Raw genomic sequence first — 19,791 nt, forward strand, 5'->3', positions numbered from 1 at the left:
GACGGGAATCGCAGTGTGATTTCCGTCTCTTTAATTTTAGTTATGTTATATCTAAATTAGGGGCATGGTTAAGAGACATGCTTTGACGAGTTCTGAAAGGACGCACATCTTTTGGCACTTCATCGTGAACTATCTGCTTGCCTTCTGGGCAGTTGGATTGGTCCTGATGAATATCTGCTAGTCTCAAACAATCCTTGATTATTTTTCTATCTTTGGCGCCATGTTTAAAATCGGCGTCATGGCTTCCGGTGGTGGAAGCAACTTTAAAGCAATAATTGACCGTATAGGCGAGGGCGACCTCGAAGCCCAGTGCAAATTCCTGATTACTAACAATGGTGGTTGCGGGGCTGTCGGTCATGCTGAATCTTACGGGATTCCTGTTTACCACATTTCTGGTAAGACCCACCCCGATACGGCTGCCTATGAAGCCGCACTTTTAGAAGTGATCGATCGTTACGATATCGATTTGCTGATTTTGGCTGGCTACATGAAGGCCTTGCCGGTAAGCCTCATTAAAAGGCTCCCGGACCGCATCTTGAACATTCACCCGTCGCTTTTGCCCAAGTACGGTGGCAAGGGCTTCTGGGGAATTCACGTGCATGAGGCCGTAATCGCCGCCAACGAAAAGGAGTCGGGCCCGACGGTTCACCTGGTGAGCGAAGAAATCGACCAGGGTCGAATCTTGGCGCAGACCCGCGTGCCAGTTGAAGATGGCGATACGCCTGAAACGCTCGCTGCTCGTGTGCTGGTGCAGGAACACGCCCTTTACTGGAAGACGATTAAGGAATATGCCGCTCAAATAGGCGTGTAACTCATGAAATTCAAAGTCCCGGCATTTCTCGAAGGAATTGAATTCCCTGTCGATGGCGAAGTTGCCATGCGCAAATTCGCTGCATCCCAGATGGGGGAGAATGCCGTGGTCGTGGGCATTGACGAAGTGGGTCGCGGCCCTTTGGCAGGCCCTGTGGTGGCGTGTGCCGCTGTCCTTAAGGCGCCCGACGCACTCCTGACACTCAACGATTCCAAAAAGCTCACGCGCCCGAAGCGCGAAGCCATGTACCAGGACGTGCAAGATGCTTGCGCCTGCTTTGCCGTGGCAAGCGCCTCGGTCGAAGAAATTGACCGCATGAACATTCTGGAAGCGGACTTTTTGGCGATGCGCCGAGCCTTGCAGGCTCTCGGTATGCCCGGTTTGCACGAATCTGTCCCCCAAATTCCGATTTTCCAGAAAGGCTCCTTTGCGTCCCTAACCACTAGCCACCAACCACTAACCACTTTAATTGCTGTCGACGGCAACCTCAAGATTCACGGAATCCCCGAAGAATTGCAAATTCCGGTAGTCAAGGGTGATGGCCGTATCGCAAGTATCTCGGCGGCCTCGATTTTGGCGAAAGTCTTCCGTGACCGCTACATGGACGACCTGGAAAAGAAATTCCCCGGCTACGGTTTTGACAAGCATGCCGGTTACGGAACCAAGGCTCACCTTGACGCAATCCGCCGTCTCGGCATGACCCCTGAACATCGTAAAAGCTTTCACCCCAAGAGCTTACAGACAGAGCTGGATCTTTTTTAAGGTACAATTGTGATGAAACGCATATCGTCAAACATTTTGCTTGACTTTTAGGATTGCAGGAATTATTTTTGGGCTAATCAATATAGGGGAATCCCATGAATAATATTGCAAACTTTTGTAAACAAAAAAACAAAGCGGCGTCTTTTCTTTAATTTGTGCCGCTAGTATAGGGCTTTTTGGCTGCGGGAGTGATTCCAGCAGCAGTGGCCCTGACGCGACGAACGATTTGTGCTCCGTTACCAAGACGGGAAACTCCGTTACTGTAAAAACGGCTGCAAATGGAACTGCGACGACTACCGTCTATGTGTTTGGCGCGGATGGAAATATGGTTTCGCAATCCACAATTACCGATTATTCTCAAATGGGGGATGACGTTACTGCTAAGGCTGTTTGCGAAGCCTCGGGAACGGTAGAGGGATTTAGTGCGACCTACGAAGCCGGTAAGTGCACGGTTAATCAGACCGTTGGCTTGGTAGGCACTTTGGATGAAATTTACGATGCTCAAAATGCAGTTTGTGAAGCAACTAACGAAGTCGCCAAGCCTGCAAGCAGCAGTGGCTCCAGCGAAAGCTCTTCTAAATCCGTGAAAAGCCTGGTTGAACTTTTCCAGTCCCCCTGTGCTGAATCTAATTCTGGCGAAACGGTCAAAGTGACCGGAGAAAAATCCGATTATATTTGCGCTTCTATTGATTTGGGTATGGGAATGACGACATACACGTGGGCGCCTGCCGTTAGCAAAATAGAGGATATGGACGAATGCTCGCAAAGCTGGGCCATCGCAAATCCCCAAAAGACCTATGCCTATGACAAGTCCAAAAAACAGATTTATACGTGTTCCATGGATCCTGAATCCTTGACTTGGAAATGGTCGGCTTTGGGGGCCGCGCTTGATATTGCCGATGATGACGAAGAAGATGGCGATGAAGTCGATAACCTCGGTTCTTCCAGCTCTACCAAGGCAGATCCTTCGGAAACCTCCACGCCAGAGTCTTCTAGCAGCTCCGGACCAAAGGAAAAGGTTGTAACCTTCGAAGACGGTATCATGTACACATCCACCTACGGTGACCGCGTTCGAACCTTCTTCAACACCGTTGACGAATATACCTTCTTTGACGACAACAAGGAAACGAAGGATAGTTCGGGCTGGTGGTTCAGTTTTGATGATAGTGCTGATAGAGGATATTCCACCGTATACACGGGATCCGAGATGGGCGCGTACACGGCAGAAATCGACCTCGTATACGACTGGGAGTATAATGGGGAATATATGGAAGCCGTTCCGTATCCCTATGCCGCCATCGGTTTCAATATGTCCCCGTCGGGAACCTCCGTAAATATGTCCGATTGGGAAGGAATGTGTGTCACCTATTCTGCAACGAAGAAGGTTGCGTTTACTTTGAAGAGCTTTGGTGACGGAAGAAGCTCCTGGTATGCGACCTTGCCGAGTGGTACCGTCAAAACGGTGGATCTTGCATTTAACACGAAAACTTTCCATCAACCCAGTTGGGCTATTGATCAAAAAATCAGTTATCCGACTTTTAATGGAGCGCTGTCTAGTGTTCTGGCCATCCACTTCAAGTATTCCAACGACGAGGCTGGCGTTTCGTGTCCTGTTTCGTTGGAAGGGAACTGCGTTACTACGTCCGTCAATAGCATCAAAATTCACAAGATCGGCAAGTACGGCGCCTGCTCGAACTAGATGCCTTTTACCGTTCCCAAAGTTGCGGCTCTCAGTATTTCACCTGTTCGGGAGTGCACTGAAAGAGTCTTTCTTTGGGGATTGTCAAGAAATACTTGACGAGTTCGGCATCCAGCTGCGTACCGGCAACATCCTTGATAATCTGGATTATTTTATGATTTTAAAGAAAAAGTCTCTATTGGCTTTGGGCTTTGCCTCCTTGATGTTTGTTGCCTGTGGCGATGAATCTTCCAGCGATTTGACTAGTTCAAATCCTTCTGACGACAAGGGAGATTCTTCAACTTCCTGGGTGGAGGCTGTAGAATCCATTTACGATCTTGGCAAGTGCGATAGCAAGCGCGATGGTCATGTGGTTTTCGTTGAAGACGACGATGTTTACTATGTTTGTGAAAATTCCAAGTGGCATGAGACGGAAGAACCTTCTTCCAGTTCCCAGAAGGTAGAATCTTCTTCTAGTTTCCAGAAGGTAGAATCTTCTTCGTCTGTGAATGGTGGTTCCAAGGATGAATCCTCGAACTCAAAGAGCGAAGGATCTTCTTCTTCGAAGGGGGGGAATTCCAATCCCAAGGACGATTCCGGAGGCAAAACCGAATCTTCTTCGTCGGGCAAGTCCTCCTCTTCTGTTGCGGAGTCCAGCTCCAGTGTTCCTAGGGACAATGAAGAAATTGAGAACATTGCTATTTCCAAAAAGGTTTTTACCGGTGTTGTCGAAAAGGGACCCTATGCAAGTGGAACTGCAGTCAAAGTTTCTGAATTGGATGACGAACTGGATGCTACGGGAACTTCTTTTGAGTGGGAGGTCATCAATGACAAGGGCGCCTATACTTCGGCAAAGGTTTCTTTGAAATCCAGATATGCACTTTTGCAAGCATCCGGATTCTATCTGAATGAAGTGACCAACAAGTCTTCGGACAGTCAGCTAGCTCTTCGCGCTTTGGTTGATCTTGGCGAAAAGGATGGGGCTAACATCAATGTGCTGACCCATTTGGCGGTGCGTCGCACCATCAATCTTTTTACCCAGTCTGGACAGTACAAGAACGTGATTGCAGCCAAGGCCAAGGCTGAGCAGGAAGTGATGGAAGCCTTCTTTATGCCCAAGGTAAATCATTCCTTTGAAGACTTGACCGTCTTTGGTTCTGGCGAAGATGACGCCAAGCTACTTGCTGTTTCGCTCCTTGTGCTGGCAAACAACACAGACGCCGATGTTTCCAAGTTGATCGCTAATGTCGCCAACGGTCTTGAAGCTGATGGCAAGTGGGATGAGGGCGATGACGAAAACTACAAGGCCGTGATTATTGGCATGGCCGACTGGGCTTATAGTGCAGATTTAGCCAAGATTCGCGAAAATCTTGAAAAAATTGGGGATGTTCCTGATTTTGAAAAGTATGTCTATCACTTTATGGCTAAGGCATACGGCATGTCTTCTTGCTTGGAAAAGAGCGATGGATACATTGAACGCAATACCGCTCCCAGCAGCAAGTTCCTGGGAGATACTCTTACTTGCGATGGTTCAATATACAGAAAAATCCATGCTAGTGAAATTTCTATGCAATACGCCTGCACAAAGTCGCGTGAAGGCGAAATCCGTGCGAAACCCTATACAACTACAGATTACATTTGCCACAGTGGAAATTGGACTCTAGCTGGGGTTTATGATTATCCCAAGAGCCATTACTTCAACGCCGATTACAAGTATGGCACCTTAAAGGACGATCGTGATGGCAAGGAATACAAGACCACGACTATCGGCAATCAAACTTGGATGGCCGAAAACCTGAACTTTTATGATCGTTCCAATCCGGACCTTGCAGAACTTTACACCTACTGTTATGAGCGTAAAGATGAGAACTGCGATGTTGCAGGCCGTCTGTACACTTGGGCTGCCGCATTGAATATTGATACCAAGTATCACACTAGTTCTGTTGCTGACGCAGGTGTTGTCGACAAGAAGCATCGTGGCGCTTGTCCTGATGGCTGGCACATTCCAACCCTTGCTGAATGGGGCGTTCTCGCTGACTATGTGAAGGAAATGTCCACCGCGACGTCTCCTGCCTATGCTCTCCAGGTGTTGAAGTCTGCTTATGGCTGGAATACCACTTCTTCGGATGCTGTGACTGGCGGATCTACTGACGAGTATGGTTTCTCTGTGATTCCTGCGGGGGCCTACTATGGCGTGTATGCAAGCTCAAGTGTAGCTGCCTTTAGTACTCATACTTTTGATGATGTTAGTTATTTTGCCAACTTCTGGACCGCCGACGAAGGCGATCTGAAGCCCGCGACTACCGCAAGCTACGTCGCATTCGACTTCCGTTCAAGAAACATGATTCTGGAAACGGACAGCTATAACGAAAAGAAACGCGGCTTCTCTGTTCGTTGCGTAAAGGACTAAAGATGAAGAAACACTTTATTTTCCCTGCTCTACTTGTTGCATCGGCTTTTTGGGCTTGTGGCGATGATTCTTCTGCTAATTCCAGCGAACCGGGGCCTTCGTCAAAAAAACTGGAAGAGGTTGGCTCCATCTTTGAATTGGGCAAATGCGTCAAAGACCGTAAGGGGGAAGTGATTTTTGTCGTGGATGAAGGCAAGGATTTCATTTGCGTTTCTGACAGGTGGATTGCCGAGGATGATCTAGATGGAGTAATAGCTTCCAGTAGTAGCGCTGCAATCGCAATCTCCTCTAGCGACGAATCGATATCCAGTTCTTCCAAAACAGTGGAAAAACTCTCCTCAAGCAGTAATCTGGTTTCTATTTCTTCCAGTAGCGAATCTGAGATAGTTTCCTCCAGCAGCGAGCCTGTGGTAATTTCTTCCAGTAGTGAATCTGTTACTGTTTCCTCCAGTAGCGAATCTGAGATAGTTTCCTCCAGCAGCGAGCCTGCGGTGATTTCTTCCTGTAGCGAATCTGTTACTATTTCCTCCAGTAGCGAGGTTGTAAAAAGCTCCTCAAGCAACGAAACAGGTTCCGACAGTTCCGACTCCTTTTTCGATCAGCCGGGAAAGGACGACCTCATTGATACTCGTGATGGCAAATTCTATAAGACTGTGAAAATTGGCGGCGATGTGTGGATGGCCGAAAACCTGAATTATTCAGGTGACGAAATCAAGGGTGTGTGCTATGACAGGGATCCTGAAAATTGTACGAGGTATGGTCGCCTGTATACATGGGAAAATGCAATGAAGGCATGCCCCACGGGCTGGCATCTGCCAATTTATTTTGAATGGGTTAATTTGATGCAAAATGTTTCTGGGAACACCTTGGATAAAAGCGGAACTTTCCCGAGCGTCAAAAACGCCGGTCTGCATCTGAAGTCCAGTTCCGGTTGGTTTTCTTCGGAATATTACAGGGGAAATGGCTTGGATTCCTTTGGTTTCAAGGCCCTTCCTGGAGGTTTTATGACTGATGATGGAAAATTTGGTGGTATCCAAATGGAGGCTAGCTTTTGGACGGGCTCGTCCAACGGAGGCTCTACCACGGAATCCATCAAGATTAACATTAACTACGTCAAGGATGAAGGATTTTTTGCCGGTGGCAAGAATTCCGGCGGAATGTCTGTTCGTTGTATAAAGTCCGCTACTTTTGGTGACTGATTGCTGTAGAACCGTAAACTACCTTGATTATTTGCTCTAGCTCACATTCCTTACGTAATTGTTTTTTTTTCTTTACTTTCTAGCCGTTTTAAGCTATATTTATCTCGATAGCACAACGAGGACTCTATGCTCAAAAAACTAATTGCAGCCCTTTTATTCGTATGCCCCCTGGTTTTTGCCAACTGGGAAGGCGACTTGCTTAAGCCTACGTCTCGCGATATAGACGGCAAGACTTTTTACGAGCTTTCTTCTCCGGAGCATTTAGCCTGGTTTGCGATGCAGGTGAACAAGGGCAACGTGGAATACAACGCAATCCTCAAGGACGATATTGTCATTTGGGAAACTCCTGTTTCTGCTTTGACTACGGAGTGGATTCCCATAGGAACAGCGGATTCCAAATATGCAGGTGTTTTTGACGGCGATGGTCACAAGATTTCTGGCATATACATTGCTGAAAGCCAACTCTATGCAGGGCTTTTCGGTGCGGTGGCAAAGGGGAGTGTCATCAAAAATTTGACCCTGGAAAATGTTTCCATCACAAGCTCCACTATGGGCAGCAGTACCTCCTTTTCTGGTGGAATTGTGGCCCGCTTTGCAGGTGATTCTCTTTTGAATTGTGAATTCAACGGCTTTGTAAGAGATACTAATTATGCGGCGGGTATCGCTGGTGCTATTCTTGGTACATCTTATATTGGCAATGTGCGTAACAATGGCACCATTGAGGGAGCTTACTCTGCTGGCGGTCTTATAGGAATTGCCGCACAGGGTTCATCAACGACAATTAAGAACTCTGTAAACGACGGTAGCGTGAGTGGACGCGACAATGGTGGCTTTATTGGAATGGTTTATGGTAAGGTATCCATTGATAGTTGCGTGAACAATGGCGATGTGTTGACTGATTCCGCAGGGTCGTCTGGAGGATTTATTTATGGTATAGCGAAGAATAGTTCCTTGACCTCCATAAAGAATTCTGTAAATAGGGGATATGTGGTTTCGGGGTATGAGTCCAAAGAAGGACTTGTTGTGGGCGGCTTTGTTGCCGTGAACGAGGGTGTTCTGGAAATAGACAATTGCGTAAACGAAGGCAAAGTGTCTAAAAATAAAAAAAATTCGGGGGTTGGCGGAGGCTTTGTTGGCTGGGGCAGAAATAATGTTTCTATAACGAGGAGTGTGAATAAGGGGAATGTCTATGCAGGACGTAGTGCGGGCTTTATTGGAAAGACGGATTCTGTGGGAGTTTATCTTATTAAGGATTGCGTAAACGAAGGGCAAATTGGTTCCGGCATTCTTTCGTCTATTCAGACCAATAGTGGGTTTGTAACAAATGCCACAGGAAGATTCACTATTGATGGTGTTGTCAACAAGGTAGATATTGTTGGTGGCTTAGTCGCAGGAATCGTTGGTGTGTTTAGGGGAGGAAGCTATTCCTATAGCAATAGTTATACCTCTGTTTTGAACCTGAAGAATGCGGTAAACGAAGGCAATCTTACGGGTATGACAAATGTGGGCGGTATTGTTGGCAAAATATTTAACATAAGCGAGTCCGATCATGGTAACTATGTCCATCAATTGACGAATGTGGTGAATCGCGGGCATTTGTCACTTGTGACAAAGGGGGGATGCGACATCGGTGGAATCCTGTCGTATAATTCCGATTCGTCTACGGTTATGACCAATGTGAAAAATTATGGCGACATTTTTATCTATACGTCGCCAGCGGGCGCTTATTGTAGCGGGAATGGCTATTATGGCGGTATTGTTGGTTATGGGTATTATACGAAAATTCTTGATTCGGAAAACCATGGCAATATCGACTATATTGACGAGTCCGGCTTGGCGACTAAGACGGGTTATTTTGGCGGTTTAGTTGGCTACAGGACTTGGAGCGTGAATCGAAGCAATAATTACGGAAATATTTACGTCCAGCCTTCGGCAGATACCTCCGGAAAACATTATTTTGCTAGTGGCATTGTTGGCTATTTTCCGGATACCGTTGATTACTGCATCAACGAGGGACGTATAGAAATTGTTGGAAAAGAGTCGTACAGTGCCCTTGCGGCGGGAATATCTCAATACACGTTGGTGGCGGGCGCTAACATCAATAGGGGCAATGTGATTGTTCGTTGGGCCAGTAACGATTCTAATGTTGCTGCCTTGTATCGTGATTCAAGAAAAAATGCATATTTTGCGGGAGCGTACAGCACTGCGGATTCCATCATGGCTAGTGGCAAGAATGTGGCGGGAGCGTCGGTCAATACATGCTCGTACATGGATAGAAGTCGCCTTGGAATTGATTCCATGGGCACAAACACCAAAACCACATCGGAAATGCAAAACTTGGATTTTGCATGGCTTTTGAATACCTGTAACGGAAAAACTTTGAATCAGAAATTTTGGAGCTGGAATGGTTCCGGCTACCCGGTCTTTGCAGATGACAAGAATCGTCCCATATATAAGGTGTCTTTTCTGGATTCCTCGAAAACTATTCGCGTAAAGACTTATTATATCGGTACATCCTACACGGATTATACAGGCCATTTGGCAAGTCCCATAAGTGAACCGGATCCGACCGTTGTTGATGACGAATTGAAATTTGATTATTGGGTATCTAAAGGGAAAGCCTTTAAGACGGATGACGTCATGACGGGCGATGATTCGCTTTACGCTGTGTTCTCGGAGATATCCTCAGAACCTGGGCTAGTCCAATTCGTTGTAGAAGGCGATACGGTTTTAAGGTATGTTCTTTCGGGCAAGAGTACCTCGATCACAATGCCCTCGGACGATGCTCCGGGACGCAAGCTTTTAGGTTGGTATGATGGTGAAACCGCTGTGGGAACGATAGGGAAAAGTCGCTCGTTTTCGACTCCGGTGGTTCTTGTTGCAAAATTTGAGTACAGTCGCTATGCCATCGATTTTATGAACGGATTGGATGTTTTGCAGAACGATTCCGTTTCCTATGGTGAACTTCCCGTATATAAGGGAGAAACTCCCGTAAGCAAGGATTACGAGTTTGCTGGCTGGAATCCGGTTGTTGCCCCTGCAACACGAGATGTTCGCTATATGGCTTACTTTACAGATCCGAACGCAGAACCTTATAGCTTCGCCTATTACGTAAGTTCCAGTTCTGTTTCAGCTGTTTCCAGTTCTAGTGCAAAGAGTAGCTCCTCTAGCTTTAATTATGCGGAAGTAATTCATGACCCTGACTGGGTGGGGGATGCGTTGGAAGGTTGTGGAAACTTTTCTGATGGCGGACATACATATAATTATTTAAGCAACTGCTGGACCGTTAATGCGGGAACGGCGGGTGCAGTGGAGTTTGAAATAGATGACGACGGCTATGAGGTGCTCAAGTTCTGGTCTTCTTATGAAAGCAATAAGGCCTATGCATTGCAAGCTCGTCATACAATAACCTTGACGAAGGGACATTCCTATAAGATTGTCGGGAACGGGTATCTTTTTGATGATGCAACATGGGACTCTGTCTATGTGGGCGTTATGCAGTCAACGACGCCGAATACGGTATACTTTGAACACCTTTTCTCTTTGGATGGAGATTTTGAATCGGATACTTATGATTATTGCGGCTCCACCACTTCGGCCACCTTCTATATCAATGGTGGTGCGCGTTATGGCGGATTTGCCATTCGAAATGTCAAGGTTGAAGAACGTGAAATTCAGTGCCCGGGAGAGGTTTATGCGAACCAGGTTGCTTATAGGAAAAATGGCTTCAAGGAATTCCTCCTGCGATTTGGAAACGATAATGTGGTTCAGTTTTTAGATCAGGATGGCAAGGTTGCTTATTCCGCTATTCCTGGTGAATCTTCCTTCTTTGCGGCGGGTGGTGTTCGAGTGCGTCCCGTAGAATTTACTGGTTTAGACAAGGTTGGTTCTTATATTGTGCGGCAGGGCGCGGATACCATCTATAAGGATCTTGTTGTGACTGATGCCCCTTATGAGGATATATTAAAGGCGTCTCTCAAATTCTTCTACTATCAACGAGCGTCCATGGATTTGGATTCGGTGTATGCGGGAGTCTACAAGCGTAGTGCGGGCCACTTGGATACGGCTGTCCGTGCGCATACTTCTACAGGGGATGATCGCGTGTTTAACAGTGGCAAGGGATGGTACGATGCCGGCGATTATGGAAAGTATATCGTCAATTCGGGTATAACCACTTACACGTTGCTCGCTTTGTACGAACATTATCCCAACTACTTCAAGTCTCTCAAGTGGAATATTCCGGAAGAAGGAAATCTGCCCGATTTGCTTGCTGAAATAAAGTACAATTTGGATTGGATGCTCACGATGCAGGCTCCTGATGGAGGCGTTTATCATAAGGTTTCGGGACTTGCGTTCCCCAAGACGGTTATGCCGGTTGATGATACGGGTAAGCGGTATGCAATAGGTAAGAGTGTAACTGCTACTTACGATTTTGCAGCGGTCATGGCGAAGGCTTATCGCGTTTACAAAAAGTTTGATGCAGTGTTTGCAGAAAAATGTCTGTCTGCTGCGGAAAGGGCGTATGCTTGGGCCGGATTCAACCCGGAAGCGCTTTATTATGCGAATCCCATAGGAGTGGAAACGGGTGCTTACGAAGATGCGGACGCTTCTGACGAATATCAATTTGCTTCGACGGAACTTTATGTTGTGACAGGAAATCCTGATTACAAAACGGTTGGGGTTTCGGGAGATGTTCCTTCATGGCAGAATGTCTATGGTCTCGCCAATTACGACAAGTCCGTTTATAAGGACAAGTATGGTGCAAGTGCTTACGAAAAATTGATTGCTACAGCGGACAAACTTGTTGAAAATGCAAGTAAGGGCTTTATGGTTCCTATGACTTCGGATGATTATGTGTGGGGCTCGAACGCCGTCGCTGCCAATCAGGGCGTGTGGCTGCTTCATGCATACTATATGACAGAAGATGAAAGGTATTACAATGCTGCTGTTAATGTGGTGGACTATCTATTGGGCGAAAACCCGCTTGGTATGAGCTTTGTCACCGGATTCGGTTCTAATTCTCCACAAAATCCGCACCACAGAATTTCCCAGGCTGACAGAATCAAGGCTCCTGTGCCCGGTATGCTGGTGGGTGGTCCGCAGAATAAGGACAATAGCGATGTTGGCTCTAGCTGTAGTTATTCCAGGACTTATCCGGCGACGGCTTATTATGACAATAGCTGTAGCTATGCGACTAATGAAGTGGCTATCAACTGGAATGCTCCTCTTGCTTACCTTGTGGGTGCTTTGGAAGCGCTTGCAACAGGTGAAACTCCAACATTTGCTGAAATCCCTGTTTACACGGGAAGTTCTTCAAGCAGCTCGGTTGTGTCGTCTTCGAGCCAAGCGAAGTCTTCGTCGTCTGTGGCTCCGTCCAGCAGTTCTCAGGCGAAATCGAGCAGCTCTGTCGCACCTTCTAGTTCTTCAGTGAAGTCCAGCTCGTCTGTGGCTCAGTCCAGTAGTTCTCAGGTGAAGTCGAGCAGCTCTGTCGCTCCTTCTAGCTCTTCAGTGAAGTCCAGCTCGTCTGTGGCTCAGTCCAGCAGTTCTCAGGCGAAATCGAGCAGTTCTTCTGCAAAGCAAGGTTCGTCCTCGTCCTCGAAGGGAACGGGTTTTGTCAGGAATGCTGTACGGCCTACGTTCAACCTCGCGGTAAACGGTATGACTCTCACGCTGACAAACACGCAGGGTGGCGTTGTTCGCATATTCGATAGCCTTGGTCACCTGGTTACGGCTAGGTCGCTAGCCGATGCAACGACAAGCATTACCTTGCAGACTCCCGGCAGTTACATTGTCCGAGTGAACGGGATAAGCAAGAGTGTGACGCTGAAGTAAGCCTAATTGCCCCTTAACGTTTGTTTTGGGGCTTTTCTATTTCAAGTTTCTTGACCACTTTGTCGAAATCAGAAAGAAATTCGCGATCCTGAACAAGTTTGAACTTGTCATATTCCGCAAAGGCTTTTTGCTTTGCGTCTTCTGCGGATACGGTTCCGGCGTTCTGGAGAATGTCGTACTTGTAAAGTCCGAGAAATTCCTCCAGTTGCTGCCGCCAGTCACTCATGCTCATGATGATGTGGCGTTCTGCCTGGCTTTCGGCTAAGTCCAGGAATGCGGTCGAGATTCGATTCAGAGCAGTGACCTCCTTGTCGGAGAGATAGTTCTTTGCGACAATCGTATCGGATCTTTGCACGCGTCCGTCGGGCGCCCTTTTCCACGTGGTTAAACCCATGTGCGGCCTTTCGGCATCTGCCCTGGAGTAGATGATTTCGGCGGCAGTCTGGTGTGTGACCGCCCAGTGCATCATGTTCTGGACAATCTTGAAGAACTGCTGCGTCGTTTCGGCTTTGGGGTCGTAGTCGGCGCTGCATTCCGCATAGATGTCGGTAATCTTTTGGTAGTACCTGCGTTCCGACGCCCGGATTTCACGAATCCGTTCCAGCAAGTCGTCGAAGTAATCCTTACCAAAGTGCGTCCCCTGCTTGAGGCGTTCGTCGTCAAGCACGAACCCCTTCACGATCATTTCTTTCAGCACCGTTGTTGCCCAGATGCGGAACTGGGTCGCCTGGTAACTGTTCACTCGGTAGCCGACGGCGATAATGGCGTCGAGATTATACAGCATTTGCGGGCGGGTTACCTCACGTTCACCTTCGTTTTGAACTATCCCAATTTTTCGGATAGTTGCCGTTTCGGTAAGTTCTCCCGATTCATAAATTTCTTTAAGATGGTAGTTTACGGTTCTTACATCAACCCCATACAATTCCGCCATGCGTTTTTGAGGCATCCAGAATGTGTCGCTGTTGAAAATCACCTCGATACGCGATTCCCCTTGACTCGTCTTATATAGCAGAATGCTTGAAAAATCGGCGTTTGCGGCGGTTGGGAGCGGTTTTTCGCCCTGAGAAAAATAGGCCAAGGCAACTTGCACTTGAGGCTTTTTGCGGTCGGCATTTCCAGCGACTAAAAGACATGCTTCGCGGGAAAGATGGACGTTTTCCACCTCGCGGAAAGCCCCAGACCCGAGCTTGACCATTTCAACCACCCGGTTAAAATGGTTTTCCAAGTTCATGCCTTTTGCCTGTGCCGACGTCGTCGATTTATCCAGAATACGGCTGAATTTTTGGTAGGTGCTATAGCCCAGGGCGGAAGATAGTTCCCTCGCGCTCCAGAAAATGCGCCCGTCGGCATCAGTTCTTTTGATTTGGTCAAAATCGGACTGTAACGGCAAAATCACGTTTTCGTTCTGCATAAAACACCCTGTTTATACATTTGTTCACTATAAATATACGCAAAAAGTGGGATGCTGTCAATAGATGGGGATTTCTGGCTGGAAACACGCTAAAACTCGTAAAATGTATCGTTTTCTTTGCAAAGCCGACTGCGATAATATATATTTAGGAATAATCTTTCCAAGGAGCCGCCTATGACCGCCCAGATCTGCCCCTCCCGTCCGAGTCGTTTCTCGACTTTCAAGGCAATCATCCTCTGCCTGCTGGCAGGGCTTTCTTTACCAACCATGCTATATGCAGATTGGGATGGTGGTGTAAAAAAGCCCTCGATTATCGAAAAAGATGGCAAGACATTCTATGAAATCGAGTCAGCCGAAAACCTAGCGTGGTTTGCGACGCAGATAAATAAGGGTAATACCGGTTATAACGCAGTCTTGAAAAGAGATATTGCCATTGTGGACACTGCTGTGGGGGCGAATTCAGTCAAATGGACGCCGATTGGAGATGCAGATAGTGTTAGTTACAAGGGTGTGTTTGACGGTGATGGGCATACGATTTCGGGAGTTTATTCAAATGCAAAGTATGCAGGTTTCTTCGGGTTTATTGGACCTGGCGCGGTTATTAAAAATCTAAATCTTCAAAATGCATTGGTTCAAAGTTATTTTGGAGTAACATCTAGAGCAGGCCTACTGTCTAGTATGTTCTCTGGAGATTCCGTTATTAATGTTTCTGTTGCGGGAACTGTTTCGGATACCACATATGCAGGAGGTCTTGCCGCCATTATCAAGAGCAAGGCTTATATTGACGGCTTTAGGGGCGATGTTTACTTTGTAGGAAAAGCAAAAAAATATAACGAATATATTGTATATTCTACAAAACAAGTTGCTGGTGGTGTCGCTGCGCTGGTGTTGGATTCCGTAAGGATTTTGAATAGTCGTGTTTCAGGAAGTGTGGATAGCACTGACGTAAGGGGGTATGTGGGGGGATTTATCGGAATCGACTCCGCGTATGCCTATTTTGAAAACGATACCAACGATATTAATATGAAGTTGGGCAGTTATCCTTATATCTTGGGTGGGTATGTGACACGAGTGACTGTTAGGGCCGCTGCTGATTTTGTTGGGTGTCTAAATCGGGGGAATATTTTGGGAGCATCTAATAATGTTGCTGGTTTTGTGGGCAAAAATGAAGGAAACCTGTCGTTTTCAAAATCTACGAACGAAGGAACTGTTAAGATGACTGCGTCATCGTTGGCTTATGCGGGGGGATTTGTCGGCCAGTCCCGTTTAGATAAGGATTCTGATACGATTGAGGTTTCTTTTGAGTATTGCATAAATAAAGGTTATGTTTATTCGCCTCACAGTTCCGGTGGATTTGTGGGAGGCGCCTTTTACACAAAGCAGAGCATTACTGCTTCTGAAAATGCAGGTAAAGTGAGCGGGAAGGAATATGTAGGGGGCTTTGTTGGTTATGTATCGAGCCATTTAACTTACATTGATTATAGCCGAAATACGGGAAACATTGTTGGCCCCAAAGTAGGCGGTTTTGTTGGGGTTACATACGGAAAAGTTACTATTGACCATAGCATAAATGATGGCAATATTTCTGGACTCGGGAGCTATACGGCGGGTTTTATCTCTTGCATAAATAAGAATGCTCCTACAGTTAATGTTAAAAATTCCGCCAATAGAGGGAAAATTACTGCGGGCGACGAATCTGACGTTGGCGGTATTCTTGGTGCAACAGGTGGTTCTAATGCCGTTGCTACAAATTGTGAAAACTATGGAGAAATTTTAGTTGAGTCTACGGATTCTTCTTCAATAGCAAATGTTGGGGGCATAATAGGTAATTATGGAACAGCAAAAAATTGTAGAAATTATGGAAACATAACCACATCGATTGCTTCTCCGCATGTAGGCGGTATTGCTGGTTATGGCGGTCATGCAGAAAGGTGTATTAATAAAGGAACAATTACGGCAAATGCTAAAGGTGGTCAGATTTGCGCTGGCGGAATTGGTGGGACTGCAAGTACGCTGCTTTCGTTGAATGAAGGACGTGTGGTCGCGCATGCAACGAGTTCAACTGCTGCAAAGTGTTATGTTGCCGGCATAACGGTAAGTGTGATTTCGTCATCACGTTTTAAAATGGGAGGAAACATCAATAAAGGAACTGTCGCGGTGGATGGCGGTGTAGGACATGTTTATCCTTTGTTTGGGACTACGACTTCGGCAAGAGCCATGGCAGGTAGTATTTCGTTGTCTGATTCCATTGTCAATAACGGTCGACTGACAGCAGGCTCTACACGGCGTGCTGACAAGGACACCGTCGCGATGTGTTCTTTCTTTGATAAAGATGCTTTATTGGTAGAGGATGATTCGCTTGGATTTGGCGTATCGGCAGCTGAAATGCAAACTGAGGAATTTGCGTGGCGTTTGAATACATGTAACGGCAAAATCAAGAATAATGGTTATTGGAGTCAGCGTGGTGAAAATTATCCGATTCACGCAGATTTGGATAATCGTGCAATACGAAAAATTACATTCAGGGATTCGTCCAAGGTGATAAATGTCAAAGATTACATAGTCGGTGAAAGCTTTACGGATTATACTGGAAAAATTATCCATATGCCTGAATCGCCGAATCCAAGCGATGCCGATGAAGACTTGAAATTCGGCTATTGGGCTGTGGGAAATGATATTATAGATGAAAATACTGTAATCCTTAATGAGTTCTCTGTGTATGCCTTCTACGTGTCAAAAAAATCGCCTCCCGAAATTTTGGTATTCAATCAAGATGGCGATATTCGCACAAGTTATGCTATTTATGACAAGACTACAGAAATTTCGTTGCCGAGTGCGCTTTCTAAAACAGGCTACGAGTTTATTGGATGGTACAATGGTGACCAGTTTGTGGGTACTACAGGTACAAAAATTATTCCAAATGGTTTGTCCGTACTAAATGCAAAATATGAGCCGATTTTATACAAGATATCTTTTATGAACGGATCGGAAGTTTTACAGATGGAAAATCTCGCTTACGGGAAAATACCTGAATACAGGGGACAGAAACCGTCTAGTGGCAATGCCGATTATGTCTTTGATGGATGGACACCTCTTGTTGCGGCAGTTTCTTCAGATATAAACTACTATGCGCATTTTGCAAGTATTGTCGTTGAAAGTTCCTCAAGCGTTGCATCGAGTTCGTCACAGATGCCGAGTAGCAGTTCTGTGATTGCATCTAGTTCTTCTGATGAGTCCTCTTCGAGCAAGGCCGAGACTTCGTCTTCTGCAAAGTCTGAATCATCTTCCTCGTCGAAGGAGAATAGTAGTTCCTCTGCAAAACAGGATGCGTCTTCGTCTTCGAAGGGAACGGATGTTGTCTGGAATGCTGTACGGCCTACGTTCAACCTCGCGGTAAACGGTATGACTCTCACGTTGACAAACGCGCAGGGTGGCGTTGTTCGCATATTTGATAGCCTTGGTCACCTAGTTACGGCTAAGTCGCTAGCCGATGCAACGACAAGCATTACCTTACAGACCCCTGGTAGCTACATTGTCCGCATGAATGGCATGAGCAAGATCGTGTCGCTGAAGTAAGCCTAATTGCCCCTTAACGTATGTTTTGGGGCTTTTCTGCAAAAGCCTCAATTTTGTAAACTTTTATTTCTTACGATATTGTTGCAAATTTTACCAAAGTCACAAAAATTTTGTGGCCGGTGTTTGCTATATTGTTGTCAAACAACAAGATACGAGTCTTTTTCCGGCTAACGGGAGGTGATTTTGAACAATTCGGTACCTTTACTCCAGATGCTTACGCAGTCCGACATTGCGACGATTGTAATTTTGGGCATTTTGGCGGTCATGTCGCTCGGTTCGTGGGGCATTATCATCGTAAAGTACATCGTGAACATGAAGAATCAGCGTGCGAACGTGGTGTTCTTCCGCAAGTTCGTGAATGTACGTCAGTTCGTGGAACTGCAGAGCCTTTGCGAAAACGAAGACGACAGCGCACTGAAGAGCCTCACTTCTGAAGTGCTGAAGGAAGCTTCCAAGTTCAGTAACTTTGTGAGTTACGACTCTATCCAGCACCGTGCATCGCTTCTGGAAGATACCATCCAGCGTTCGATCGAAGGCCTGCGCCTGACCGAAGACCGCTACTTGGGCTTCTTGGCCACATGCTCCAACCTCTCTCCGTTCTTCGGACTTTTGGGTACGGTGTGGGGAATCATGGTGGCCTTCTTCCAGATCGGTCAGCATGGTTCGGCAGACCTGACTGTGGTTGCTCCGGGTATCGCTATGGCTTTGATTACTACGGTTGCAGGCCTTGTGGTTGCAATTCCCGCATCTGCCGGCTATAACTACTTCACTGCCCGCAACGGTCAGAACGAAATTTCGTACTTCAACTTTGGCTCCCAGGTGCTCAGTCTCTTTAAGCGCGGTGACTTGCTCGCCCTTGAAGAAGTGGCCGGCTAGGAGGCATAGTGAAGCGCAGTCGCGGAAAAGAACTTAAGCAGGAGATGAACCTGACGAACATGATCGATATCGTGTTCGCCATCCTTATCGTGTTCATCATTTCTGCGCCTCTCATGAGCCAGGGTGTCAAGGTGGACCTGCCTAAGGCAGAAGCACCGACCATGGAACAAGAAAAGCTTTTGAAGGTCTCGATCACTAAAAACGAGGAACTCTATATCGCCGACATGATGGTGGATTTCGCGAGTTTCAACAACGTGTTCAAGTCGCTCTGGAATGGCGAGATGGCGGTGGTCATCAATGCCGACGAGTCTGTGAACTACGGCCTGGTGATGAAGGTGGTGACTCAGGTGCAAAAGCTCGGAGTGACAAAACTCGGTTTCTTGACGATGAATCCCAAGGAAAGACCAGGGAAGAAATAGGTGAGCGCAGAGAGAAACATCCAATATTTTTCGTCTAACGATGACGGAATGATGGTGAAAATCATCGTGTGTGCGGTGGTTTTCCATTTGCTCATTGCGGGCATTTGCATTGCGTTCCATTTTGTGAATTTCAAGCACGAACCCGAACCCATTCCTGTGTTCGAAATGGTGCAGGTCCAACAGGCTGTTCAGCCGCGTCCGCAGCCGCCGCGCCCCAAGCCGATGGAACCCAAACCGCCCGAACCGAAACCGCTGGAACCCAAGCCCAAGCCGGAACCTAAACCGAAGGTTGACCAGCAGTTGCCGCCTGAGCCCAAGGTGGAGGATAAACCGCCCGAACCGGAGCCGGTGGAAGAACCGAAGCCGGAACCGGAACCTGAGCCGGAACCGCAGGATGACTTTGAAGTTGACGATTTGGATTTGCCGACTGCTGTTGAAGCGCCCAGCTTGAACCCGGTGGGTTCCGTGGATATGGACCCGCTGATGCAAGTTTATCTGGAACGTTTAAAACAAATTATTATGAGCAATTTTAATCCGCCCTCGAACCTGAACGTGCGTCGCGACGTAAAGACGACAGTGCAGTTTACGGTGGACCGTTTTGGCGGCATTACGGCGATTACCCTCAAGCGCAGTTCCGGCAACAAGACCTGGGACCACTTGTCTGTGCGTGCGGTGCAAATTTCGAAGGTGCCTGAGCTCCCGCCTAACTTTAGAGCTCCGTCGCTGGTGTTGCACTTCAATTTCACGCCAAATTAACGGTGCTGTGGTCTGGGGTAGCGAAAAATTGTATTATATTGAATAAACGAGTGGATTAGAA

11 protein-coding genes are annotated in these 19,791 nt (G+C 47.0%); 10 read left to right on the forward strand and 1 reads right to left on the reverse strand.

All coding sequences use genetic code 11. The features are described from left to right. Positions 1-220 precede the first annotated feature (220 nt). The 6 genes from purN (at position 221) to BUA40_RS00120 (ending at position 12,692) form a co-directional block, all read left to right on the forward strand. Entirely contained in the window at positions 221-811 is a 591-nt protein-coding gene (gene purN / locus BUA40_RS00095) for a phosphoribosylglycinamide formyltransferase (RefSeq protein ID WP_072797062.1), read from the forward strand. Positions 812-814: 3 nt separating this feature from the next. Next, a complete protein-coding gene (locus BUA40_RS00100) occupies positions 815-1,573 on the forward strand; it encodes a ribonuclease HII (protein WP_072797064.1) in 759 nt (252 codons plus the stop codon). A gap of 325 nt (positions 1,574-1,898) precedes the next feature. Next, positions 1,899-3,272 (forward strand): hypothetical protein, encoded by a 1,374-nt coding sequence (locus BUA40_RS14295; RefSeq protein WP_072797067.1) that lies wholly within the window; start codon positions 1,899-1,901, stop codon positions 3,270-3,272. Between the two features lie 154 nt (positions 3,273-3,426). Then, on the forward strand, positions 3,427-5,661 hold the full coding sequence (locus tag BUA40_RS00110) for a fibrobacter succinogenes major paralogous domain-containing protein (protein WP_143149634.1): 2,235 nt from the start codon (positions 3,427-3,429) through the stop codon (positions 5,659-5,661). 2 nt (positions 5,662-5,663) lie between these two features. After that, positions 5,664-6,860, forward strand: coding sequence for an FISUMP domain-containing protein (locus BUA40_RS00115; protein WP_072797071.1), 1,197 nt, complete (start codon positions 5,664-5,666; stop codon positions 6,858-6,860). A 126-nt stretch (positions 6,861-6,986) separates the two neighbouring features. After that, a complete protein-coding gene (locus BUA40_RS00120) occupies positions 6,987-12,692 on the forward strand; it encodes a glycoside hydrolase family 9 protein (protein WP_072797073.1) in 5,706 nt (1,901 codons plus the stop codon). A 13-nt stretch (positions 12,693-12,705) separates the two neighbouring features. Here BUA40_RS00120 and rhuM read toward each other — a convergent pair whose 3' ends face one another. Next, entirely contained in the window at positions 12,706-14,103 is a 1,398-nt protein-coding gene (rhuM, locus tag BUA40_RS00125; protein ID WP_072797075.1) for a RhuM family protein, read from the reverse strand. A gap of 174 nt (positions 14,104-14,277) precedes the next feature. Between rhuM and BUA40_RS00130 the strand changes: the two genes are divergently transcribed. The 4 genes from BUA40_RS00130 (at position 14,278) to BUA40_RS00145 (ending at position 19,730) form a co-directional block, all read left to right on the forward strand. After that, entirely contained in the window at positions 14,278-17,679 is a 3,402-nt protein-coding gene (locus BUA40_RS00130; protein WP_072797077.1) for an InlB B-repeat-containing protein, read from the forward strand. Positions 17,680-17,862: 183 nt separating this feature from the next. After that, a complete protein-coding gene (locus BUA40_RS00135; protein WP_143149635.1) occupies positions 17,863-18,555 on the forward strand; it encodes a MotA/TolQ/ExbB proton channel family protein in 693 nt (230 codons plus the stop codon). Between the two features lie 8 nt (positions 18,556-18,563). Next, positions 18,564-18,974 carry an ExbD/TolR family protein gene (locus BUA40_RS00140; RefSeq protein ID WP_072797081.1) on the forward strand — a complete coding sequence of 137 codons (411 nt, stop codon included), beginning with the start codon at positions 18,564-18,566 and terminating at the stop codon, positions 18,972-18,974. Further along, positions 18,975-19,730 (forward strand): energy transducer TonB, encoded by a 756-nt coding sequence (locus BUA40_RS00145; protein WP_255369129.1) that lies wholly within the window; start codon positions 18,975-18,977, stop codon positions 19,728-19,730. It begins immediately after the preceding gene. Positions 19,731-19,791: the final 61 nt, after the last annotated feature.

The organism is Fibrobacter sp. UWT2 (assembly GCF_900142545.1).
Taxonomy (GTDB): Bacteria; Fibrobacterota; Fibrobacteria; order Fibrobacterales; family Fibrobacteraceae; genus Fibrobacter.